At 60.0% G+C, this 23,632-nt stretch carries 20 protein-coding genes; 16 read left to right on the forward strand and 4 right to left on the reverse strand.

Annotated elements, in window-relative coordinates:
* Window positions 1-34 precede the first annotated feature (34 nt).
* The 3 genes from D3871_RS02235 (at window position 35) to D3871_RS02245 (ending at window position 3,268) form a co-directional block, all read left to right on the forward strand.
* The gene (locus D3871_RS02235) at window positions 35-1,474 is read left to right on the forward strand and encodes an aminotransferase-like domain-containing protein (protein WP_119767426.1); all 1,440 of its coding nucleotides are present in this window, start codon (window positions 35-37) and stop codon (window positions 1,472-1,474) included.
* Window positions 1,475-1,587: 113 nt separating this feature from the next.
* The gene (locus D3871_RS02240; RefSeq protein ID WP_233575483.1) at window positions 1,588-2,466 is read left to right on the forward strand and encodes a DMT family transporter; all 879 of its coding nucleotides are present in this window, start codon (window positions 1,588-1,590) and stop codon (window positions 2,464-2,466) included.
* Window positions 2,467-2,746: 280 nt separating this feature from the next.
* Complete coding sequence (locus D3871_RS02245) at window positions 2,747-3,268, forward strand: hypothetical protein (RefSeq protein WP_119767427.1); 522 nt, start codon at window positions 2,747-2,749, stop codon at window positions 3,266-3,268.
* On the opposite strand, the gene pdxR is transcribed toward D3871_RS02245, so the two are convergent.
* Window positions 3,180-4,745, reverse strand: a complete 1,566-nt coding sequence (pdxR, locus tag D3871_RS02250; RefSeq protein WP_119767428.1) for a MocR-like pyridoxine biosynthesis transcription factor PdxR — start codon at window positions 4,743-4,745, stop codon at window positions 3,180-3,182. The two genes, D3871_RS02245 and pdxR, sit on opposite strands and share 89 nt — an antisense overlap.
* A 111-nt stretch (window positions 4,746-4,856) precedes the next feature.
* Here pdxR and gabT point away from each other — a divergent pair, with 111 nt between their 5' ends.
* The 5 genes from gabT (at window position 4,857) to D3871_RS02275 (ending at window position 11,287) form a co-directional block, all read left to right on the forward strand.
* Entirely contained in the window at window positions 4,857-6,134 is a 1,278-nt protein-coding gene (gene gabT, locus D3871_RS02255; RefSeq protein WP_119767429.1) for a 4-aminobutyrate--2-oxoglutarate transaminase, read from the forward strand.
* Between the two features lie 46 nt (window positions 6,135-6,180).
* Window positions 6,181-7,641 (forward strand): NADP-dependent succinate-semialdehyde dehydrogenase, encoded by a 1,461-nt coding sequence (gabD, locus tag D3871_RS02260; protein WP_119767430.1) that lies wholly within the window; start codon window positions 6,181-6,183, stop codon window positions 7,639-7,641.
* Window positions 7,642-7,740: 99 nt separating this feature from the next.
* A complete protein-coding gene (locus D3871_RS02265) occupies window positions 7,741-8,718 on the forward strand; it encodes a Bug family tripartite tricarboxylate transporter substrate binding protein (RefSeq protein ID WP_119767431.1) in 978 nt (325 codons plus the stop codon).
* A 52-nt stretch (window positions 8,719-8,770) separates the two neighbouring features.
* Entirely contained in the window at window positions 8,771-10,360 is a 1,590-nt protein-coding gene (locus D3871_RS02270; RefSeq protein ID WP_119767432.1) for a gamma-glutamyltransferase family protein, read from the forward strand.
* A 105-nt stretch (window positions 10,361-10,465) separates the two neighbouring features.
* On the forward strand, window positions 10,466-11,287 hold the full coding sequence (locus D3871_RS02275; protein ID WP_233575484.1) for a sulfite exporter TauE/SafE family protein: 822 nt from the start codon (window positions 10,466-10,468) through the stop codon (window positions 11,285-11,287).
* A 44-nt stretch (window positions 11,288-11,331) separates the two neighbouring features.
* On the opposite strand, the gene D3871_RS29705 is transcribed toward D3871_RS02275, so the two are convergent.
* On the reverse strand, window positions 11,332-11,757 hold the full coding sequence (locus D3871_RS29705; protein ID WP_147376735.1) for a hypothetical protein: 426 nt from the start codon (window positions 11,755-11,757) through the stop codon (window positions 11,332-11,334).
* Window positions 11,758-12,209: 452 nt separating this feature from the next.
* Between D3871_RS29705 and D3871_RS02280 the strand changes: the two genes are divergently transcribed.
* The gene (locus tag D3871_RS02280) at window positions 12,210-12,749 is read left to right on the forward strand and encodes a heme NO-binding domain-containing protein (protein WP_119767433.1); all 540 of its coding nucleotides are present in this window, start codon (window positions 12,210-12,212) and stop codon (window positions 12,747-12,749) included.
* 4 nt (window positions 12,750-12,753) lie between these two features.
* Complete coding sequence (locus tag D3871_RS02285) at window positions 12,754-14,646, forward strand: putative bifunctional diguanylate cyclase/phosphodiesterase (RefSeq protein WP_119767434.1); 1,893 nt, start codon at window positions 12,754-12,756, stop codon at window positions 14,644-14,646.
* A gap of 156 nt (window positions 14,647-14,802) precedes the next feature.
* On the opposite strand, the gene D3871_RS02290 is transcribed toward D3871_RS02285, so the two are convergent.
* Together D3871_RS02290 and D3871_RS02295 are read right to left on the reverse strand one after the other, a co-directional pair.
* On the reverse strand, window positions 14,803-16,326 hold the full coding sequence (locus tag D3871_RS02290; protein WP_119767435.1) for a YifB family Mg chelatase-like AAA ATPase: 1,524 nt from the start codon (window positions 16,324-16,326) through the stop codon (window positions 14,803-14,805).
* A gap of 100 nt (window positions 16,327-16,426) precedes the next feature.
* Window positions 16,427-16,669, reverse strand: coding sequence for an accessory factor UbiK family protein (locus D3871_RS02295; RefSeq protein WP_119767436.1), 243 nt, complete (start codon window positions 16,667-16,669; stop codon window positions 16,427-16,429).
* Between the two features lie 236 nt (window positions 16,670-16,905).
* Between D3871_RS02295 and D3871_RS02300 the strand changes: the two genes are divergently transcribed.
* From D3871_RS02300 to gshB, 6 genes are all read left to right on the forward strand, one after another.
* Window positions 16,906-17,658: a TorF family putative porin gene (locus tag D3871_RS02300; RefSeq protein ID WP_119767437.1), complete on the forward strand. Its 753-nt coding sequence runs from the start codon at window positions 16,906-16,908 to the stop codon at window positions 17,656-17,658.
* An 18-nt stretch (window positions 17,659-17,676) separates the two neighbouring features.
* Window positions 17,677-18,015 (forward strand): P-II family nitrogen regulator, encoded by a 339-nt coding sequence (locus tag D3871_RS02305; protein ID WP_057292358.1) that lies wholly within the window; start codon window positions 17,677-17,679, stop codon window positions 18,013-18,015.
* Window positions 18,016-18,025: 10 nt separating this feature from the next.
* A complete protein-coding gene (locus tag D3871_RS02310; RefSeq protein WP_199724715.1) occupies window positions 18,026-19,570 on the forward strand; it encodes an ammonium transporter in 1,545 nt (514 codons plus the stop codon).
* 153 nt (window positions 19,571-19,723) lie between these two features.
* On the forward strand, window positions 19,724-21,052 hold the full coding sequence (locus D3871_RS02315; protein ID WP_119767438.1) for an IS4 family transposase: 1,329 nt from the start codon (window positions 19,724-19,726) through the stop codon (window positions 21,050-21,052).
* 336 nt (window positions 21,053-21,388) lie between these two features.
* Window positions 21,389-22,687 carry a glutamate--cysteine ligase gene (gene gshA / locus D3871_RS02320; protein WP_119767439.1) on the forward strand — a complete coding sequence of 433 codons (1,299 nt, stop codon included), beginning with the start codon at window positions 21,389-21,391 and terminating at the stop codon, window positions 22,685-22,687.
* Window positions 22,687-23,622 (forward strand): glutathione synthase, encoded by a 936-nt coding sequence (gshB, locus tag D3871_RS02325; RefSeq protein WP_119767440.1) that lies wholly within the window; start codon window positions 22,687-22,689, stop codon window positions 23,620-23,622. The genes gshA and gshB overlap by 1 nt, the downstream gene beginning before the upstream one ends.
* Window positions 23,623-23,632 lie beyond the last annotated feature (10 nt).

Raw genomic sequence — 23,632 nt, forward strand, 5'->3', positions numbered from 1 at the left:
TGTTCCGGTTGGCCCGGACAGGCGATTATCCGGTATGGATCCGCAACCACTTTATCGGCAGTTGGCAAATCACTATCTCGGCGCCATCAAGGCCGGCACGCTGGGACAGGGCGAGCGCATGCCCTCGGTACGGTCGATGATGCGGCTGCACGATGTCAGCCTGTCGACCGCGCTCCAAACTTGCCGTCAGCTGGAAAGCGAAGGATGGATAGAAGCGCGGCCGCGTTCGGGCTATTTCGTGCGTCAGCCCAGGCGCGTGGCGATGATGCCGCCCGAAGAACCGAATTTCGGACTACCTCCCGATCCCGCCCAATATGTTGGCATCCATGCCCGCGTATCGGACTTCATCGCAAAGGGACGCGCTTCGCCGATCAAGGTCAATCTGTCTGGTGCGCGCGCCGCACCCGAACTGTATCCGGCCGCACAACTGAAGAATGCGGCCATTCGCGCCTTGCGCCGCAATCCGGAACTGCTGGTGCGCAGCTGTCCGCCCGGCGGCAATGCGCAGTTTCGCGCAATACTTGCCCGGCGCGCGCTCGCGCTCGGCATGGTGCTTTCGCCCGACGACATCACCATCACGCATGGTTGTATCGAAGCGCTGAACCTCGCGCTGCGCGCAGTGACGCAGCCGGGCGACACCGTCGCTGTCGAGTCACCGACTTTCTACGGCCTGCTGCAAATCCTGGAAAGCCTGGGATTGCGGGCGCTGGAAATTCCGGCGGGAACCGGTAGCGGCATTTCCATCGAGGCGCTGGAACTGGCAATGCAAACCTACGGCAACATCAAGGCCGTGGTGGTGGTGCCGCATCTGCAAAACCCGCTCGGCAGCATCATGACCGACGTCAGCAAGCAGCGGCTGGTGCACTTGTGCGAACAGCATGGCGTCGCGCTGATCGAAGACGATACCTACAGCGCGCTGGTGGAAAGCGAAGTGCCGCTCAATGCCCTCAAGGCATGGGACCGCAGCGGCAATGTGATCTATTGCGCCTCGCTGCACAAGATCCTGGCGCCCGGCATGCGGTTGGGATGGATGGTCGCCGGAAAATGGCAGGCGCGGGTGGCGATGCTGAAATATGCGCAGACACGTGACAATGAAGAATGGTCGCAGATCGCCGCGGCCGAATTCATTGCGTCCACCGATTTCGACCGTCACTTGCGCCGCTTGCGCGCCGCATTGCGGCCGCAACGCGAACGCATGGCCGAAGCGATCGCCGCCGGCTTTCCGCTCGGGACAAGGATGACCATGCCACAAGGCGGCATCACGCTGTGGATCGAATTGCCGCACAAGCTGTCCGCGAAAAAGGTATTCGACGAAGCGCTGCGTCATCAGATACTGATCGCGCCGGGATCGATGTTTTCAAACTCGAATCGATACGACGCATTCATTCGCGTAAGCTGCGGCTGGCGTTATTCCGAGGAGATTGATGACGCGGTGCGCCGGCTCGGCCATATCGTGTCCGGACTCGCGCGCTGAGCCGATAGCGGCAGCATCGCGAATCGTACGAGCGGTGTACCATTTGGGCAGCGTCTGTACCGGCACATACCCTGACAGAATAGACATCCTTCTTCCCGACACTGCAAAACATCTTGGCCAAACTCAGCGCGCGCTCCATCGGCATTCTTTGTCTGATCGTCACCTCGGTCGGCTGGGGCTTGAATTGGCCGGCAATGAAAATCCTGCTGCGCGAATGGCCGCCACTGTTTGCGCGCGGAACGGCAGGAATGACCGCGGCAATCATTATCGCGGCGATCGCCGCCAGAGCGGGCCAGACGCTTGCGGTGCCGCGCGGGCAGGCCGGCCGGCTGTGCATCAGCGCTGCCATCAACGTGTTTGCCTGGATGGGTTTTTCCACGCTGTCGATGCGCTGGCTAAGTGCAGGGCAAGGCGCATTGCTGGTCTATACCATGCCGGTGTGGGCGACGCTGCTGGCATCGGCTTTTCTCGGCGAGCGATTGACGACCAAGGCCATTTGTGGCCTGGTGCTGTGCATTGCCGGCGTGGGCATCCTGTTCGGCGACCAAGGCTTATCACTGGGCATAGACAAATTGCCGGGGATCCTGTTCGCACTCGGCGCCGCATGGCTGTTTGCATTGGGAACGATTGTGATCAAGCCAACTGCCATGCCACCGCTTTCCTCGGTCGCATGGCAATTGGCAATCGGTTGCCTGCCGATGATCGTGCTCGGTGTGCTGTTCGAGCATCCGCAATTGTCGGCGCTGTCTCCGGCTGGCGCGGCAGTGATGGTCTACATGACGATTGTCCCGATGGGCGTGTGCTATATCAGCTGGTTTGCAGCGCTGCGGAGGCTGCCGCCCGCCACTGCTTCGATGGCGACCTTGATGACACCGATCGTGGGCGTGGTCGCCGCTGCGATCAGCTTGGGTGAGCCTTTGGGGTTCAAGGAATTTGCCGCATTGAGTTTCACTATTGCCGGAATCGCACTGGCATTGCGGAGGCCTGCATGATTGGCGTATGTCGTGTGCATCGCGGTCTGGAAGTCCTATCTGCAAACTATCGTTCACGCAACGCACGCCGATACTGAATCGCCTCGGCCATGTCGGCAATCGTATTCAAATGCTAGAAGGAAAAATGCTAATGTAGAACTAGCAACAATATTTCAGGTGCTTCTACACCACGTAACGTACATTTGTTCACTTCACCGACTCAACAAGGAAACAGCTGGATGAGAGTGGTTTCGAGCGATGTTATATTTTTCTAACTGTTCAAACCATACGAGGAGGAGCGGTGCTTTATCTAACTTTGGTTGTTCCAATTTTCATAATCATTAGTCTCTACATGACTGTAGATAGCTGGTTCATGAAGCGCCCGTGGGTGTTACTTCTCATGGGATTTGTTACTGCTTCATTCGGACTAGGCATTAAAGCAATCCCGTTGACGCTCAAGTCATTTGAAGCCTCTGCGTTTGAAATAACTTTCCTCGAGATTGCAGCATCTGCTTTAGACCCTACGCTACTCGCTTTGGCCGGTGGATTGATTGCATCGGCATTCATTCTCAAAATCCAACATGACTATGACAATGTGAGCGCTGAAAACAAAGAAAGCTTCGCACGGGCCGAAGAGCACAAGAACGAAGCCGTGGAATATGCAAACGAGCTGGCAAGAGTTCGTCCAACTCTCTCAGAGGAAGAGTATGAACGTCGCCAACGGGAACTAGAGTTTAAGAGGGAGCTCGCGATCTGGGCGATGCAGAACGCAAAGGCAGCGTACCGTAGGCTGGAGGGACGGGGATGGAGCAAGAGCCGATGAATGGCATTCCACAATGTTCCCGGATGATGGCTGCCAGCGTGTCGAACGCCGACCGTATCTGTTCCACAGGTACGCAGGCATAGCCGAGCAACAGGCCGCTACGGGCGGTATCCGGGCCGGCGTAATAACCGGATAGCGGCCGCGCAATGATACCCGCCGCGCGAGCCGCGCGGCTGATCGCAACATCGTTGCTGCCCGGCGGCAGGCGCAGCACAAGGTGCAGGCCCGCCTCGTCGCCGATGGCCGCCATGCTGTCGCCGAAGTGGCCTTCTATCGCACTCCGCAGCGCCTGGAGGCGCTCGGCATACAGAATGCTCATGCGGCGCACATGCGATGCAAAGTGGCCCTCGTTCATGAAGTCGGCGAGCACCGCTTGCAGGAATCCCTGGCTGCCTCGATAGAGCTCGGAGACCGCAGTGCTGACCGCGGCCGCGAGCGATTCGGGCACCACAATGAAACCGACGCGCAGGCCGGGGAACAAGGTCTTGCTGAATGTTCCCATGTACAGCACCCGGTCGTGGCGGTCCATTCCCTGGAGCGAGGCCAGTGGGCGACTGCCGTACCGGAATTCGCTGTCGTAGTCATCCTCGATAATCCACGCCTTTTGGGTGGCCGCATATTCCAGCAGCAGGCGCCGCCGCGACAGGCTCATGACCATGCCCAGCGGGTACTGGTGCGAGGGCGTGACGCAAATGAAACGGGGCGGGCGCCGCAAATCCGCGCGCTGCAACGCAAGTCCTTCGTCGTCTACCGGGATCGCGACCGGCTTGATGCTGGTCGATTCGAGCACGCTGCGCGTGCCCCAATAGCAGGGGTCCTCGATCCACGCGCTGTCGCCGACTTCGCCGAGCAGTTTGACAACGACGTCGAGCGACTGGTGGGTTCCCGTGGTGATGATCACTTGTTCCGCGCGGCAGTTGACCGATCGCGCGATGCGCAAGTGTTCGGCAATGGCTTCGCGCAGCGGCGCATGGCCGCCGGCCCCTCCGTAAGTCAGCAGCTCGGCGCGCGAGCGGCGCCAGTGCTTGTTCTGAAGGCGGCTCCAGACCCTGTGCGGAAATTGCGTGACGTCGGGCACGCCCGGCATGAAGGCGCCCCACTGCAAATCGCTGGCGCCCGCTTGCGCAATCAGTTTGGCGCCCCGCGCCGACAGCTCGGGGCCATCGGGCGCTGCCGCCTTCGGGAACTGGCGTTGAGAAAACTGATCGGGCACGGTGTCCGCCACGTAGGTTCCCGCGCCCGTGCGGCTCTCCAGGTAACCTTCCGCCATCAGTTGGTCATACCCATAGGTGACGGTGTTGCGCGACATGCCGAGGCCTTTCGCCAGCTCGCGCGTGGAAGGCATGCGGAAACCGACCGGGAGCAGCCGCGCCAGAATCGCGTCGCGGATGATCAGGTAGATCTGGCGGTTCATCGGCTGGTCGGCTGATCTGTCAATGCGGATCAGTAAAAATTCGGCGAACGAAGCATCCTTCAAGTGGCACCATAAAAAATTCAAAAGTGGACCTATATTATAGGTCCACAGCCGCCGTAGTATTTGAAACCGCTTATTTACAACCACCAACTTACAACTACCAACGGAGCTACGATGCGCAACGCCGACCTGCAGCAGAGAAAAAACGCCGCCACCCCGCGCGGGGTAGGGGTCATGTGCGACTTCTACGCGGCATCTGCCCTTAACTCGGAAATCTGGGATGTCGAGGGGCGCCGCTTCATCGATTTCTCCGCCGGAATCGCAGTATTGAACACAGGACATCGCCACCCGAAGCTCGTGGCGGCGATCCAGGAACAGCTTGGCAAGTTCACGCATACCGCCTATCAGATCGTCCCCTATGCCAGCTATGTGGAACTGGCCGAACGCATCAATGCCCTGACGCCCGGCCGCCACGCCAAGAAGACTGCGCTGTTCTCGACCGGCGCCGAAGCGGTGGAAAATGCGATCAAGATCGCCCGCGCGGCAACCGGTCGCACCGCCATCGTCGCCTTCGGCGGCGCATTTCACGGCCGCACCATGATGGGCATGGCGCTCACGGGTAAGGTCGCGCCGTACAAGATCGGCTTCGGCCCCTTCCCAGGTGATGTCTACCATGTGCCGTTTCCCACCGCGCTGCATGGCGTGACGACGGCGGATTCGCTGGCGGCGCTGCAGACCCTGTTCAAGGTAGATGTCGATCCCAAGCGGGTTGCCGCCATCATCCTCGAACCGGTGCAGGGCGAGGGCGGCTTCTATGCCGCGCCGACCGATTTCATGCAGGGATTGCGCAAGCTGTGCGACGAGCTCGGCATCCTGTTGATCGCCGATGAAGTGCAAACCGGATTTGCGCGCACCGGCAAACTGTTCGCGATTGAACATTCGGGCGTGGTCCCGGACCTCATGACCATGGCCAAAAGCCTCGCCGGCGGTATGCCCTTGTCGGCGGTATGTGGTCGTGCCGACATCATGGATGCCGCCGCGCCGGGCGGCTTGGGTGGAACGTATGCGGGCAATCCGCTGTCTGTTGCATCGGCGCATGCCGTCCTGGACGTGATCGAAGAGGAAGGCCTGGTGGAACGCGCCGCCGTTCTCGGAAAGCAGCTGACGACGCATCTGGAGCGGTTGCGCGAGGAAGTGCCCCAGATCGCCGAGATTCGCGGCCTGGGCTCCATGGTTGCCGTTGAATTCATGAAGCCGGGGACGCAGGATGCGGATGCCGACTTTACCAAAGCGGTCCAGGCTGAAGCGCTCAAGCGCGGCTTGCTGCTCCTGAGCTGTGGCACTTACGGCAATGCCATCCGCTTCCTCTATCCGTTGACCATTCCGGATGCGCTGATGCAGGAGGCGCTGCAGATCCTGAGCGCGGCCATGCAGGCAGCAGCGGCGCGTTAAGTTTTTCGTACGCGCCCCGAATCCACGCACCATATCGAATACGAACATGTCCCAATTGATCTTGAAAGACCCGTCGCTGTTGCGACAGCAGGCGTTCATCAACGGCGAGTGGGTTGATGCCGACAGTGGCGCAACTTTCGACGTTACCAATCCGGCAACCGGCGAAAAAATCGGCGTCATGCCTCAAATGGGCGCGGCCGAGACGCGGCGCGCCATCGCCGCCGCCAATGACGCCTGGCGCCAATGGCGCGGCAAGACGGCCAAGGAGCGCAGCGGCGTGCTGCGCCGCTGGCACGATCTGATGCTGGCCAACGCTGACGACCTGGCCCAAATCATGACGGCCGAGCAGGGCAAGCCGCTGTCCGAAGCGAAAGGCGAAATCGGCTACGCCGCATCGTTCCTGGAGTGGTTCGCCGAGGAAGGCAAGCGTGCGGGCGGCGACACGATTCCGTCGCCGTCCCCGACTTCACGCATCGTTGTCATCAAGGAGCCGATTGGCGTTTGCGCCGCCATTACGCCATGGAACTTCCCGTCGGCGATGATTACCCGCAAGGTCGGCCCTGCGCTTGCCGCTGGTTGCCCGATGGTGTTGAAGCCGGCGGAAGCCACACCCTTTTCGGCCCTCGCGCTGGCCGTGCTGGCCCAGCGCGCCGGCGTCCCTGCTGGGGTATTCAGCGTGATTACCGGCTCGCCGCAGGCAATCGGCGGGGAGCTGACGAGCAATCCGATCGTGCGCAAGCTCAGCTTCACCGGCTCGACCCAAGTGGGGCGGCTGTTGATGCAGCAATGCGCGCCGACCATCAAGAAGCTGTCGCTGGAACTGGGCGGCAATGCTCCTTTCATCGTGTTCGACGACGCCGACCTCGACGCTGCGGTCGAAGGGGCCATCGCCTCCAAGTACCGCAATGCAGGGCAGACCTGCGTCTGCGCCAACCGCATCTACGTGCAGGACGGCGTATACGAGGCATTCGCGCAGAAACTGGTTGCCGCGGTTGACAGGTTCAAGGTAGGAGACGGCCGACAGGAGGGTGTCACGCAGGGGCCGCTGATCGATCACAAGGCAGTTCAGAAAGTCGAAAGCCACATTGCCGACGCTGTCGCGAAGGGCGCGCGCGTGCTGATCGGCGGCAAGCGGCATGCCCTCGGCCAAACCTTCTTTGAACCGACGGTGCTGGCCGACGTGACCGCCGAGATGCTGGTCGCGAAAGAGGAGACCTTCGGTCCGATGGCGCCCCTGTTCCGCTTCCGCACAGACGAGGAAGTGCTGGCCATGGCGAATGACACCGAGTATGGACTCGCCAGCTATTTCTATTCGCGCGACATCGGCCGCATCTGGCGGGTTGCCGAGGGGCTGGAGAGCGGCATGGTGGGCATCAACACCGGATTGATTTCGAACGAGGTGGCGCCGTTCGGCGGCGTCAAGCAGTCGGGCCTGGGGCGCGAGGGCTCCCGCTACGGCATCGAGGATTACCAGGAAGTGAAGTACCTGTGCATGGGAGGTATTTAGAGCGTTTTAGGCGCCGCTCACCGCGTGTTCGTTCTGTATTGCTGTTTCAGCACCCGCCGCCATTGCTCGGCGGAACATATCAATAAGAGGAGATTTACAATGCGTGTTGGTTTCATTCATGCCTGTGTTGCCGCTGCCGCGCTGGCGACGTCGTCCCTGAGCCTGGCCCAGAATGCGGGCAACTGGCCCAACAAGCCGGTGCGCATCATCGTGCCGTTCCAGGCAGGCGCCGCCACCGACCTGATTTCGCGCCAGCTGGGCCAGGGGCTCGGCAAAGAGTACGGCCAGACCTTCATTGTCGAAAACAAGCCCGGCGCGTCCGCCATCATCGGCAGCGAAGCGGCAGCCCGCTCGCCCGCCGACGGCTACACGTTGCTGATGTCGGGTCCCGCTTCCATGGTGACCAGCCGTTTCCTGTACAAGAAACTTGGCTACGATCCGGATGCGTTCGAGAAGATCGCGGTGGTGGCCTATACGCCGAATATCCTGCTGGCCAATCCAGCGCTGCCGTTCAAGACCTTGCCGGAGATGATTGCTTATGCGAAGGCGAATCCGGGCAAGCTGTCCTATGCTTCGTTCGGCGCCGGCACCACATCCCACATGGCGGGCGAGATGCTCAAGACGCTGACCGGCGTCGACATCCTGCACGTGCCGTTCAAGGGCGCGGCCGAGGCTATCCCGGCGCTGCTGTCGGGCCAGGTCTCGATGTACTTCGATACCATCATGACCGGCCTGCCCTATGTGAAATCGGGCAAGCTGCGCGCGCTCGGCATGTCCAACAGCAAGCGTTCGGCGATGGCGCCGGATATTCCGACCATCGCCGAGCAGGGCTATCCCGGCTTCGATATCGCGCCCTGGTACGGTCTCGTCGCGCCCAAGGGTACCCCGGCCGAGATCGTCGCCAAGCTCAACGCGTCGGTCAACAGGCTGCTGCAGGATCCGGCTTTCCGCGAAAAACTGACGGCCAACGGCACCGAACCGCGCGGCGGCAGCGTGGCCGACTTCGCCGCGATGGTCAACACCGAGATCCCGCGCACCGAGAAACTGGTGAAGCAATCCGGCGTCACCATGCAGTGACCCGCGCGCCGCTCTCGCAATGACGCTATTCCCTAACTATTGAATCGACCTTATGTTGCCTTTCGACTGGACCTTCCCCTATCCCTCCCAGAAAATGCCGCTGCTTGCCGCCAACGCGGTCAGCACCAGCCAACCGCTCGCGGCGCAAGCGGGCCTGCGCATGCTTTACGAAGGCGGCAACGCCATCGATAGCGCAATCGCCACCGCCATCGCCCTGACGGTGGTGGAGCCGGTGATGAACGGCATCGGCGGGGACATGTTTGCGCTGGTCTGGCACGAAGGCCAGCTCTACGGTCTCAACTCCAGCGGGCGCGCGCCTGCCCGCTGGACGCCGGAATATTTCGCCGGCCGCGAGCGCATGCCTTCGGTAGGGTGGGATACCGTCACGGTACCGGGCCAGGTGGCCGGCTGGAAGGCGCTGTCGGCGCGCTTCGGCAAGCTGCCATTCGCGCGGTTGTTCGCACCGGCGATCGAGTACGCCGAGCAGGGCTTCCAGGTGTCGCCGCAGATCGCGCGCCAATGGGCGGCCCAGGTGCCGGTGCTGGCGGAGCAGCCGGGTTTTGCGAAGGCCTTTCTGCGCGACGGCAAGGCCCCGCAGGCTGGAGAGCGCTGGCGTTTCCCGGAGCAGGCCGCCACGCTCCAAAAGATCGCGGAAAGCGATGGCGAGAGCTTCTACAAAGGCGATCTGGCGGCGCGGATTGTCGCCTTCGCCGAAGAGACCGGCGGCGCAATGCGCGCCGACGACTTGGCGCAGCATACGCCCAACTGGGTGACGCCGCTGTCGCAGAATTTCCGCGGCTATACGCTGCATGAGATCCCGCCGAACGGGCAGGGGCTGGCCGCGCTGATCGGGCTCGGCATCCTCGACCGTTTCGACCTGGAGGGAATGGGGCGTGACAGCGCCGCCTTCTATCACGTGGGCATCGAGGCAATGAAACTCGCGTTTGCCGACCTGCACCGGCACGTGTCGGATCCTGCCACCATGCAGTGCGACCCGAAGTCCTTCCTCGATCCTTCCTACCTGGCCGAGCGCGCGGCGCTGATCGACCTGCAGCGCGCAAGCACACCGGAGGCCGGGATGCCCAAGACGGGCGGCACCGTCTACCTCGCATCGGCTGACGCCGGCGGCTCGATGGTGTCGTTCATTCAGTCCAACTACCGCGGCTTCGGCTCCGGCGTGGTGGTGCCGGGCACCGGGATCGCACTCCACAACCGCGGCGAGGGCTTCAACCTCAAGCCCGGCCATGCCAACTGCGTAGGCCCGCGCAAGCAGCCCATGCACACCATCATCCCCGGCTTTGTGACCCGCAACGGCGCGCCTGTCATGGCCTTCGGCGTGATGGGAGGCTCCATGCAGGCGCAGGGCCATGTGCAGATGATGGCGCGCCTGGCGGCCTTCGGCCAAAACCCGCAGGCGATGAGCGATGCGCCGCGCTTCCGGGTCGAAAACGGGCCGGTGGTCAACGTCGAGTCCCATCTGCCGCAGGACGTGGTGGCCAGCCTGCGGGCGATGGGACATCGCGTCGAGGTGGCGCCGGCGCAAAGCCTGGAGTTCGGTTCCGCCCAGTTGATCTACAAGGCGGAGCACGGGTATGTCGCTGCCTCCGATTCGCGCCGCGACGGCCAGGCGGTCGGCTTCTAAGGAAACGCCGATTTAATCGGCTGAGTTTGCCAACCACTTGCGTGCGCATGAGTTGGAGCCCGCCTGGCGATTTGCCGTGGCGATTGTGATTTGCGTTGGAAAGGGATGGAATTGGATATTGCAGCACAACTGCCATGGTATATGGCGTACTTGGTATTGGGATGCGTTGGCGGATTTGCCGCAGGCTTGCTTGGCATTGGTGGCGGCATGATTTATGTGCCGCTGATGGCAACGTTGTTTGAGGCGCAAGGATTTCCTTCGGCAAGCCTGATGCACCTGGCCCTCGGCACCTCACTGAGCACTATTCTCTTCACCTCGCTATCCAGTTTGCGGACGCATCATCAGAACGGCAATGTGGATTGGGGTATCGTCAAATCGATTGTGCCTGGCATCGTAGCCGGCGGGGTCATCGGAGGCCTGCTGGCCAGCCGGTTTTCGACAATGGCATTGGCGCTGACATTTTCTGTGTTTGTCTATTATTCAGCCGCGCAAATGTTCCTCAATGCGAAACCCAAACCATCCCGCCAGTTGCCCGCTCCGGCGGGGATGTTCGGCGCCGGTACGGTGATCAGCACACTTTCTCAACTCGTCGGCGCCGGCGGCGGATTTCTGTCGGTACCGTTCATGACTTGGTGCAATGTATCGATTCACCGTGCCATCGGCACCTCGGCCGCGGTTGGCTTGCCGATCGCTATCGTCGGCGCGATAGGTTATTTCATCAATGGCGCAGGGGCGGCCGGGTTACCGGCCGGTAGCGTCGGATATATCTATATGCCTGCTTTGCTGGGCGTGCTGGTGACCAGTGTGCTGTTGGCTCCCGTCGGCGCGCGGCTTGCCGCACGCTTGCCAGTGGCGACGCTAAAAAAGGTGTTCGCGATTTTCCTTTTTGTATTGGCGACCAAGATGCTTTTCACGGCGCTGAAATGACGTGACAGGGCTGTGTTCCCCCCTCGGCCAATCCTTCTTTGTTCTCAATAACAGCGCACAGGCAAATGCTTGATCCCCTGCCGCGTCCCGACTGGGACTGTTCGCGGGCAATTTCGATGAAGTCGGACACTACGGCGTGGTTGTGCGCGCCGCGCCGCCAGATCAGCCCCACATCGCCATACTGGGCTCCGCATCGCGCAGGTTGCGCCCCTCGATGTGATCGGCGTCCAGCGTCCACGGCCGGTAAAGAAAATCCGGCAAGACGGCGATGCCCGGCCCCACGCCGACCAGCGATCGAACCGCCCCAGCGACGAGGTGCGCATGGTCACTTTGGGACGCAGGTCATGGCGCGACCATACCGAGCGCTGCCCCCCTTCCACGCGATCCGCTTCGAGCACCACCTGCTGATGCGCGGCGCATTCGCTCAGCGTCAGCTCGGCACGCTCGGCCGGTGAGTCGACGACAGCCACACGCGATTCGGCGAACGGGTCAGCACCTCCACCACCAAGACACTGTGACCAATTGAGCCCTGACAATTCCTGGGTTTAATAAGGCACATTGTCAGGAAATTATGACCAATTGAACCCCCCATGGGATAGAAGCTTTATTTGGGGACACTGGAAAGGAATTATGGCCAATTAAACCTAAAAACCGAGTCGAGTCTCTGGAGCTTGCCCGATCGTGACCGTACCCGTGATACCTATTTCATGGGCAGCGCTAGACACATCGCGCTTACAAAAAAAGCTTGATATTTCTCAAAGGTAATTTGTCTTATGAGCATTTATCCCATAGATATGGGATGGTTTAAATAAAGATGCTTGGTTTAATTACCCATAGGAAATATTGATATGATTTAACTAGCTGGATTGGCTGGGCGCTATGACGTAATTGATGAAATGCTTTTGTCACTTTAGGAGAAGTTATGAAGGGAATTGTATTCCGTGAGTTTATCAACATGGTTGAAGAGAGTTTTTCTCCTGACATGGCCGATAAAATCATTAGCTCGTCCAAATTGACGACAGCAGGCGCATATACCTCGGTGGGCAATTATGATCATCGTGAAATCGTCGAGCTCGTCAGCCACTTAAGCGCAGCGACCGGGACTTCCGTACCTGATCTGCTGCGCGCGTTTGGCGAGCACCTGTTCGGGCGTTTCGCGGTACTGTATCCCTCCCACTTTGCCGCACAAGTTTCCGCCTTCGAATTCATCAGCATCCTCGACAACAAGATCCATGTCGAAGTGCAGAAGCTCTATCCTGATGCCGAACTGCCGCAATTCCAGCATGAATTTCCGACGCCAGACCGCATGGTGGTTGTATACACGTCGAAGCGGCCCTTCGCCGACTTGGCCGAAGGCTTGATCCGGGGCTGCATCAATTATTTTGGTGGGGGAATTAGCCTGACGCGCGAGAACCTGCCATGCGACGAGGGCGCCCATACCCGTTTCGCTCTGACGAGATAAACCAATGGCCGCGGATATCGCGCTGTACGAGCGTCGGCTGACACGAGAAATCAGCGCCCGCAAGCAGGCGGAGGCACTGCTCGAACAAAAGAGCCTGGAACTTTTTGCCAGGGAGGCGCAAGAACGGAAGCTGGCGGAGCTGGCCTTGCGAGAAAGCGAAGAACGCTACCAGTTACTGGTGGAGTTGTCACCGGATGCCATCCTGATTGAAGCCGGGGGGCGATTTATCTTTGCCAACGCAGCGGCTGTGCGCCTGTTCCGGGCGCAAGAGCCAGCTGATCTGCTGGGCTATCGGATGCTCACGCTTGCCGCCCCAAGTTGTCGGGCCGACGTGGAGGCGGCGGTCCGCGACCTGGTGCAAGGGAGATTTTGTCCGACTGTTGAAGAGCAAGCGGTTCGATTCGATGGAACGATCGTGGATGTTGCGGTGACGCGTCTCGCATTCGACTATCGAAACAAGCCCGCAATCCAGATAGTGGCGCGCGATATTTCCGAGCGCAAGCGCCTCGAAACGCAGCTCAATTACCTGGCCACGCATGACACAGTGACTGGATTGCCAAACCGCATGCTGTTGATGGATCGCCTGCGTCAAATGATCATGGACGCGAAACGCCGACACGACCAATTTGTCGTGTCCTTCATCGATCTGGATCGCTTCAAGTGGGTCAATGACAGTCTGGGCCACGAAGCAGGCGACACGCTGCTTAAAATCATGTCCCGCAGAATGTCCAGCTGCCTGCGCGAGTCCGACACGGTCGCGCGCATCGGCGGAGATGAATTCGTCCTTCTCACACAGGATGCCGGCAATCGGGAACAGACCATGCAAATGTTGGGCCGTGTGATGGCTGCGGTGTCCATGCCCTTGACCCTCGATGGTCATGAAGTGGCTGTCACCTGCAGTTTGGGCTGCAGCACCTATCCGGATGATGGGCAGGACGCCGAAGCGCTGCTCAAGTGCGCCGATGCCGCGATGTACAGGGCAAAGGAAATGGGGCGTAACAAAGTGCAGATTTATGACATGGAATTGCGTAGCCAGACCGACAAGAGAGTGAGGCTGGAAACCGATCTGCGCCATGCGGTCGAACGCGGAGAATTGGTTCTCCACTATCAACCGCAGGTCGATCTGCAGGATGGCAGCATTGTGGGGGTGGAAGCATTGCTGCGTTGGCAGCACCCCGAGCTCGGCAGCATCGCGCCTGCCGGCTTCATTCCCATTGCCGAAGATAGCGGCCTCATCGTACCTATCGGCGAGTGGGTGATCCATCAGGCCTGCATGCAAAACAAAGCTTGGCAACAAGCCGGCCTTCCACCGATACGGGTGGCCGTGAACTTGTCCCCGAAACAGTTAAGTGCTCCCGGACTGATAGACTTCATCGCCCAATGTCTGTCCACCAGCGGGCTCGATCCCTCCCACCTGGAGCTGGAGCTCACGGAAAGCGCGTCGATGGACGATCCCGACACGATCATCCCGCTCATGCACAAGCTGAAGACCCTAGGCGTGAGGCTGTCGATCGACGACTTCGGCACCGGTTATTCGAATATGCAGTATTTGAAAAACTTCCCGGTGGATAGCCTCAAGATGGATGGTTCCTTCGTCAGGGAGATCACGACCGATTCACGCAGCCTCGCCATCGCCGACGCGATTGTCGCCATGGCGCATCGGCTCGGTCTGCAGGTGGTCGCCGAAATGGCGGAAACCGAAGACCAGGTTATGCTGCTCGCGTCGCATGGCTGCGACCACGTACAGGGCTATTATTTCAGTCGTCCGGTAGGCGCTGCTGAGTGTGCGGAGCTGTTGCATGCCGCTCGCCTGCCTCTTCCTGAAAAGCGCAGATGGCAATGCACTGTACCGGGCAGATTGCCAGTGCCTTCACGTAAGGCTGTAAAAGTCGCTTAGGAATGTGTACGGAATAAGTTACCGATTTGGACGCGTCCGACGGGATGCGCTGCAAGGCGCGAGAAGGAGTCATAGCGAGCTATGGCGACGCCGAGCAACGCTGCAGCGCGCCCGTCAGACGTGAACCAAATCGGGAAATTATTTCGTGCACGTTCCTTAATGTTCGCGTAGTGCGCGCCGGTACTGAATCGCTTCGGCGATATGTGCCTGCCCGATCGTGGCTGCGCCCGCCAAGTCGGCAATCGTGCGTGCGACCTTGAGCACGCGGTGATACGCGCGCGCCGACCAGTGCAGTCTCGTCATCGCAGTACGCAATATCTGCTCGCCCGCCTCGTCGGGCTTGCAATGCAGATCGATCTCGGCAGTCGACAATGCATGGTTGCCCTTGCCTTGTCGCTGCAACTGCAGTGCGAAGGCGCGTTCGACGCGTTCCGTGATGCGCTGCGACGGTTCGCCGTCGGCTTGCTTCAGCAAGTCCTCATGCGGCAACGCGGTGACCTGAATCTGCATGTCGATGCGATCGAGCAGCGGACCGGAAATCTTGTCCTGGTATCGGGCAACCTGATCCGGCGTGCAGCGACAGCGATTGGCGGTGTGACCCAGATAACCGCAGGGGCAGGGGTTCATCGCCGCGATCAATTGAAAGCGGGCGGGAAAATCAGCCTGCTTCGCCGCACGCGAGATCGTGATATGCCCGGACTCTAGCGGTTCACGCAACACTTCCAGCACTTTTCTGTCGAATTCCGGCAGTTCATCGAGAAACAAGACGCCGCGATGCGCAAGCGAGATTTCACCCGGACGGGGTGAGCTGCCGCCGCCGACCAGCGCCACGCCGGAGGCGGTATGGTGCGGCGCGCGGTAAGGCCGAGCCTTCCAGCGCGCAATCGAAAAGCCGCTGGTCAGCGATTGCACGGCGGCCGACTCCAGCGCTTCGTCGTCGGTCATCTGCGGCAGGATGCCGGGGAAGCGCTGCGCCAGCATCGATTTGCCGGTACCCGGCGGGCCGGCCATCAAGACACTATGTCCGCCGGATGCCGCGATTTCCAACGCGCGCTTGGCCTGCAACTGTCCTTTAACGTCGGCGAAGTCCGGATAAGTCGGACGCGCCGGCGCCGCTTCGGCGCGATGCCGTGCGAGTCGGGCATCGCTGCCGCGCGAAGCGAAGTGTGCACACACCTGTAACAACGATTCCGCCGGATAGATGGCTGCGTCGGCGACCAGTCCGGCCTCGTCTGCATTGGCGCGCGGCAGGATGAATGCGCGTTGCTTGCCGGACCTGTCGGCCGCGCGGTGCATCGCATAAGTCATCGCCAGCGCGCCGCGAATCGGCCGCAACTCTCCCGACAGCGAGAGCTCACCCGCAAATTCATATTTGGCAAGTTCGTCGCCGGGCATCTGTTCGGAGGCAGCCAGGATGCCCAGCGCGATCGGCAGGTCGAAGCGGCCGGACTCCTTGGGCAGGTCGGCCGGCGCGAGGTTGACGGTGATGCGCCGCGCCGGGAATTCGAAGCGGGCGTTTTGCAAGGCGGCCCTGACCCTGTCCTTCGATTCCTTTACTTCTGTTTCAGGCAAGCCGACGATCGTGAAAGAGGGTATGCCATTGGCAAGGTGAACTTCGACGGTGACTTCCGGCGCCTGCATGCCGGACAGGGCGCGGCTTTTCAAGACAGCAAGACTCATTGACCCTCATGGAGCTTTTGTTTTTGGTATTCATACCGATGGCGTGCCGGATGATGGCTCACGCGAGTCACGCCAAGTCTGCGCAAACCGGCTGCCGGCCTTACGGTTTTTTGAGCTGGACTTCCAGTTCGGCTACCCGAGCTTCCAGCGCTTCCAGCTTGGCACGGGTCTTTGCCAATACCTGTGCCTGAATATCAAACTCTTCTCGCGTCACCAGATCGAGCTTGGAAAAACCCTGCGTCATCATTGCCTTGACGTTCTTTTCAACGTCCTTCATCGGTGAATTCTCGATGGCCTGGTTGATCTTGCTTTGCAGATCATTAAAAAAATCGTTCTTGTTCATGGTCAATCTTCTTTCAAAAATTCGCACTTGCTTGGTGCGTACCGTTTCGGTGCGCCTCAGCGTGGTGCGATATGTTGGTGCACGTCGCCAAACCCAGTGCGTTTACTTGCCGAAGCTCCATAAAATGGAAAGTTTGATAACGCAATTGTGGCATGAAAACGGTGGCATGAGTTCTGCTAAGTAGTTGGGGAAATGCAATGCCACGAATTTTTCTTCACCTACAAAAAGGGAACGACATGAAAAAAATGATTCTTGCTGCCGCGGTCTTCGCTGCTTGTGCGACGTCTGCCTCGGCACAGCAAGCCGCCCCGGCAGCTTCCGATCATACCTTTACCGGTAACCTGACTCTCGCAACGGATTATCGTTTCCGCGGCATTTCCCAGACTTTCGGCAAGCCGGCAATCCAGGGCGGTTTCGACTATGCGCACAGCAGCGGTTTCTATGTCGGTAACTGGAATTCCAATGTCAGCGGCAACCAATATCCCGATGGCGCCAGCATTGAGATGGACCTGTACGGCGGCTACAAGTTTGAAGTCATGCCGGACCTGACCGCCGATATCGGCTTGCTGAAATACTACTATCCCGGCGTTCGTATCGGCGGTATCAAGGCCGATGCGCTGGAGCTCTACGTCGGCGCGACCTACAAGTGGTTCTCGGCGAAGTATAGCCATGCAGTCAGCGACGAATACTTCGGCTTCACCAATGCCGATGGTTCCTATTATCTGGACCTGAACGCCAACTTTGAAGTCGCCGACAAGACTACGCTGGGCTTCCACGTCGGTCGCCAGAAGTTCAAGAACTCCGGCGCGTTCAACTATACCGACTACAAGCTTGGCGTCGCACGCGACGTCGGCTTTGCCACAGTCGGCCTGGCCCTGGTCGGTTCCAATGCCGATTCCGCTGTGTATACCGTTTCCAACACCAGCGGCACCAAGCGGAAAGACGTGAGCAAGAATACCGTCGTGCTGTCGCTCTCCAAGACTTTCTAAATCTCTTAGGGGTTCATCATGAAACTGATCACCGCCATCATTAAACCGTTCAAACTGGACGAAGTGCGCGAATCTCTTTCGGCGATCGGCGTGCAGGGCATTACCGTCACCGAAGTCAAGGGGTTCGGCCGTCAGAAGGGCCACACCGAGCTGTATCGCGGCGCGGAATATGTCGTCGACTTCCTGCCCAAGACCAAGATCGAGGCAGCCGTGGACGACGCTATCGTCGATCGCGCGATCGAAGCAATTGAAAGCGCGGCACGCACCGGCAAGATCGGCGACGGCAAGATTTTTGTCTACGACCTGCAGCAAGTCGTCCGTATCCGTACCGGCGAGACCGGCAAAGAAGCCCTCTAAGGAGATTTTGATGAAAAAATTAATTGCAAGCTTCCTGGCGACCAGCACGCTGCTGTTCGCGGTCGGCTTTGCGCAGCCAACGCTGGCTGCAGACGCCCCCGCGGCAACGTCCGAACCGATCGTGCTGGCGCAGGCAACTGCCCCGGCCGCCGATGCCGCAGCGCCGGCAGCAGCAGCTCCGGCTGCGACCGCACCCGCCGCCGCAGCAACACCGGCCGAAGCGGCAGCACCGGCCGCCGCACCCGTCCCTAACAAGGGCGACACCGCATGGATGATGATGGCCACCGTACTGGTCATCCTGATGACGATTCCTGGCCTCGCCCTGTTCTACGGCGGCCTGGTGCGCACCAAGAACATGCTGTCGATCCTGATGCAGGTGTTCATGATCTTCTCGATGATCGTGGTGTTGTGGGCCATTTACGGCTACTCGCTCGCGTTCACGGAAGGCGGCAGCTTCATCGGTTCGTTCGATCGCCTGTTCCTGAAAGGCATCACGCCGGAATCGGTCGCCGCGACCTTCAGCAAGGGCATCGTGATTCCCGAGTTTGTGTTCGTCGCGTTCCAGGCAACCTTTGCAGCGATCACTTGCGGCCTGATCGTCGGCGCATTCGCCGAACGCATCAAGTTCTCGGCTGCGCTGCTGTTCATCGTACTGTGGTTCACCTTCTCCTACCTGCCGATTGCGCACATGGTCTGGTTCTGGCCTGGTCCGGATGCCTATGTCGACGCAGCCGCTGCCGAAAAGGCGACAGCTGTTTCCGGCTGGCTGTTCCAGAAGGGCGCGCTTGACTTCGCTGGCGGTACTGTGGTCCACATCAATGCCGCGATCGCCGGTCTGGTCGGTGCTTATGTGATCGGCAAGCGTATCGGCTACGGCAAGGAATCGATGGCACCGCACTCGCTGACGCTGACCATGGTCGGTGCATCGATGCTGTGGGTCGGCTGGTTCGGTTTCAACGCCGGTTCGGCGCTCGAAGCAGGCGGCACCGCTGCGCTCGCACTGGTCAATACCTTGCTGGCAACAGCTGCGGCAACCCTGTCCTGGAGCTTCGGCGAATGGATGGGCAAGGGCAAGCCTTCGATGCTGGGTGCGGCTTCGGGGGCGGTTGCAGGTCTGGTCGCGATTACTCCCGCAGCCGGCTTCGTCGGCGTCATGGGTGGCCTGGTAATCGGCCTGCTGTCCGGTATCATCTGCCTGTGGGGTGTCAATGGCCTCAAGCGCATGCTGGGTGCGGATGACTCGCTTGACGTGTTCGGCGTGCACGGCGTCGGCGGTATCCTCGGCGCGCTGCTGACCGGCGTATTCGCGGCTCCTTCGCTGGGCGGCACAGGCATCTATGACTACGTTGCCAACAAGGTTGCCGCAGAGTACTCGATCGCAGGCCAAGTCTGGATCCAGTTCCAGGGCGTGCTGACCACGGTGATCTGGTCTGGCGTTGTGGCCTTCATCGCCTACAAGGTGGTTGACCTGATCGTCGGTCTGCGTGTGCCGGAAGAAGAAGAGCGCGAAGGCCTCGACATCTCCAGCCACGGCGAATCGGCTTACCACTCGTAATAGCCATACGGCAGCACTCATTTCCCCGCTTGCGTCAGCAAGCCTTGAAAGCGCCTCTTCGGAGGTAATGCCGTTCAGTTAAGAACTGAACGGCATTTTTGTTTTGGGAAACAGGTTGTAAACCTTGGGCGGTGATGTTAACTTTTCGGCTTCATGCTTGCCGACGCCCTGACCCTGCTGCTGGATGCACAAGACGCGCCCGACTGGGCGCGGTTGGGCGCGCATTTACCGTACGAGTGGATTGCGCAGGCTGTCGCAGAAACCGGCAGGGCCAGCCTCCGACATCGGCGCTTGCCGGCCGAACAGGTCGTGTGGCTGGTCGTCGCGCTGGCCTTGTATCGCCACCAATCGATTAGCGAGGTGATCGACGCACTCGATCTGGCGCTGCCGGCTGTGCAGGCACCGTTCGTGAGCAAGAGCGCGGTGGCGCAAGCACGCCAGCGACTGGGGGAAGCGCCGCTGAAATGGCTGTTCCAGACGTCGGCGCGGGCGTGGAGCAGCCAGGACAAGAATGCTTACCTGTTCAAGGGATTGAGTCTGTTGGCAATGGACGGGACGACCTTGCGAACAGCGGATAGCCCCGCCAATCGGGAACACTTTGGCGCCCAATCGTATGCCAGTGGCGCGGTGGCGAGCTACCCGCAAGTGCGCGGGGTAACACTGACGGCTATTCCCACCCACCTGGTGGTCGATGCCGCCTTCGGCCGGTACGATAGCAATGAAATGCTGTACGCAAAGACGCTGGTGCCGGGCATCCCGGATCATACGCTGACAGTGTTCGACAAGGGCTTTCTGGCCGCGGAAATCCTGTGCGGGCTCACGGCCAACGGACAGAACCGGCACTTCCTGATACCGGCCAAAGGCAACACCCAATGGGAAGTGGTCGAAGGCACACCGGAAGATGCGATCGTGCAGATGCGCGTGTCGCCGCAGGCCCGCAACAAGTCGCCCACGTTGCCCCAATTCTGGCGTGCACGCGCCATTGCAGCAATTGATCCGCAAGGCCGCAAAAAAGTGCTGCTGACCTCGCTGACCGACCGCCAACGCTTCAAGGCGAGCGAGATCGTCGCTTGCTACGGCCGCCGCTGGCAGATTGAAACGAGCTATCGTGAACTCAAGCAATCGATGATGGGGAGGGCACTGACCCTGCGCAGCAAGACCGTAGAAGGCGTCCAGCAAGAGATCTGGGGGGCGCTCACCGCCTACAACCTGATCCGAGTGGAAATTGCGAAAGCCGCATTGGAAGCCAACTGCGCGCCTACCGAAATCAGTTTCGTGCGCGCATTTCACACGATCCAATATGAACTGCGCTGGGCCGCTGTCACCCGCGCCCAGGGAAAACTGCCGGCCTTACTGCAGCGGCTGCGCCAGCGTCTCGTCAGCATCCTCAATGAAAAACGACCCGGGCGCCGGTGCGACCGAGTCGTTAAGTCAACGCCAAAACGTTATGCCGTTCGGGTGCTCAAGAAAGTCCTTATCTGAACAGCATTACCTCTTCGGAGGCGCTTTTTTTTCGTCGTAACATGCGGGCATGTCGTCCTGACAAACTGCATCGGCCCGATGATGTTGCAAAGATGGCAAACTTTGTTGCGATATGCGCCCGAATCGTTTGCTGCAAAGCCGCATTGGAGGGCGCATCCCACGCAAAACGAGGATTACTATTAGAATCAATACCGCTCCAGCATTGCAATATTCGCAGCGATCAGTTGAAAAGACGCCGTTTGCCCCGACCTTCAAGCGGTAGCGACGCAGGCGACTGAGGCTGATCCAGGCGATTTGCAAGCGCATCACACATTTGGAAGGTTAAGGAAGGTTAATATGGTTCCGCATCTCGTCACGGCCCTCAACGGCCCGCTTCTCGACCTCGAAAAAAAGATCCTTGCCGCGACGCCGGCAATCGAGCGCTGGTTCCGGCTCGAATGGCAGGAACACACGCCGCCTTTCTACTGTTCGGTCGATTTGCGCAATGCCGGCTTCAAACTCGCACCGGTCGATACCAACCTGTTCCCGGGCGGCTTCAATAATCTGTCGGCGGAAATGCTGCCGCTGGCAGTGCAAGCCGCAATGGCGGCCATCGAGAAATACTGTCCCGATGCCAAGAACCTGCTGCTGATCCCGGAACGCCACACCCGCAATACCTTCTACCTGCAGAACGTCGCCCGCCTGATCCAGATCTTCCGCCAGACCGGCCTCAATGTACGGCTCGGATCGCTTTCCGACGAGGTCAAGGAGCCGACCAATATCGATCTGCCCGACGGCAGCACGCTGACGCTGGAGCCACTGGAGCGTTCGGCCAATGGCCGCCGCGTCGGCTTGAAGAATTTCGATCCTTGCACGGTGCTGCTCAACAATGACCTGTCTTCCGGCATTCCGTCGGTGCTCGAAGGTTTGCATGAACAAAATCTGTTGCCGCCGCTGCATGCCGGCTGGGCGGTGCGCCGCAAGACCAATCACTTCGCCGCCTACGACGAAGTGGTCAAGAAGTTCGCCAAGCTGATCGACGTCGACGGCTGGATGCTCAATCCGTATTTCTCCCGCTGCGGCGAAATCAACTTCCAGGAACGCACCGGCGAGGAATGCCTGGCGTCGAATGTCGATACCCTGCTGGCCAAGATCCGCAAGAAATACAAGGAATACGGCATCAAGGAAACACCGTTCGTGATCGTGAAGGCCGATGCCGGCACCTATGGCATGGGCATCATGACGGTCAAGGATGCGAGCGAGGTGAAAGACCTCAACCGCAAGCAGCGCAACAAGATGTCGGTCGTCAAGGAAGGCCTGGAAGTGTCCGACGTGATCATCCAGGAAGGCGTGCATACGTTTGAGCACATCAACGATGCGGTGGCCGAGCCGGTGGTCTACATGATCGACCGCTATGTGGTCGGCGGCTTCTACCGCGTGCACGCCGAGCGCGGCGTCGATGAAAACCTGAATTCGCCGGGCGCGCATTTTGTGCCGCTCGCCTTTGCGCAGCAGCATGCCTTGCCCGACCTGCAAGCCAAACCGGGCACTGCGCCGCCGAACCGTTTCTACATGTATGGCGTGGTGGCACGCATGGCCTTGCTGGCGGCGTCGCTCGAACTCGAAAAAACCGATCCGAACCCGGAAGTCTACTGATGAAATTCGCTTTCCTCGCCGATCCGCTCGACCACTTCAAGACTTACAAGGACACCACCTATGCGATGATGGTCGAAGCGGCGCGGCGCGGTCATGCGATCTACGCGTTCCAGCAAAAGGACATGGCGCTCGAAGGCGGCACCGTCACCGCCAACGTGTCGCGCATCACGCTGACCGGCGATCCCGATGACTGGTACCGCGCCGACGCGCCGGAAGCGGTTCAGCTGACCGCCTTCGACGCGGTCGTGGTGCGCAAGGATCCGCCGTTCAACATGGAGTACATCTACCTGACCTATCTGCTGGAACTGGCGGAGCGGCAGGGCGCGCGGGTCGTCAACCGGCCGCAGGCAATACGCAGCCACAATGAAAAGCTGGCGATCGCGCAGTTTTCGCAATTCACTTCTCCCACGCTGGTCACCAGCGATGCGGCCCGACTGCGTGCCTTTCATGCGCAGCACAAGGATGTGATTCTCAAGCCGCTCGACGGCATGGGCGGCACCGGCATTTTCCGCGTGCGCGAAGATGGCATGAACCTGGGGGCTATCATCGAAACCCTGACCGCCAATGGCGTGCATTCCATCATGGCGCAGCGCTTCATTCCCGACATTGTAAAAGGCGACAAGCGGGTGCTGCTGATCGGCGGACAAGTGGTGCCGTTTTGCCTTGCGCGGATTCCGCAAGGCACCGAAGTGCGCGGCAATCTCGCGGCCGGCGGTCTTGGGGTGGCGCAGCCGATATCCGAGCGCGACCGCGAAATCGGCGAAACGCTTGCACCGGTACTGTTTGAACGCGGCTTATTGCTGGTAGGATTGGATGTCATCGGGAATTATTTGACCGAAGTCAATGTGACTAGCCCAACCTGTTTCCAGGAAATCAAGCAACAGACCGGATTCGATGTGGCCGGCATGTTCGTCGATGCGCTGGAAAAGCAATAAGGCGCAAGGC

Source organism: Noviherbaspirillum saxi (assembly GCF_003591035.1).
GTDB lineage: Bacteria > Pseudomonadota > Gammaproteobacteria > Burkholderiales > Burkholderiaceae_D > Noviherbaspirillum > Noviherbaspirillum saxi.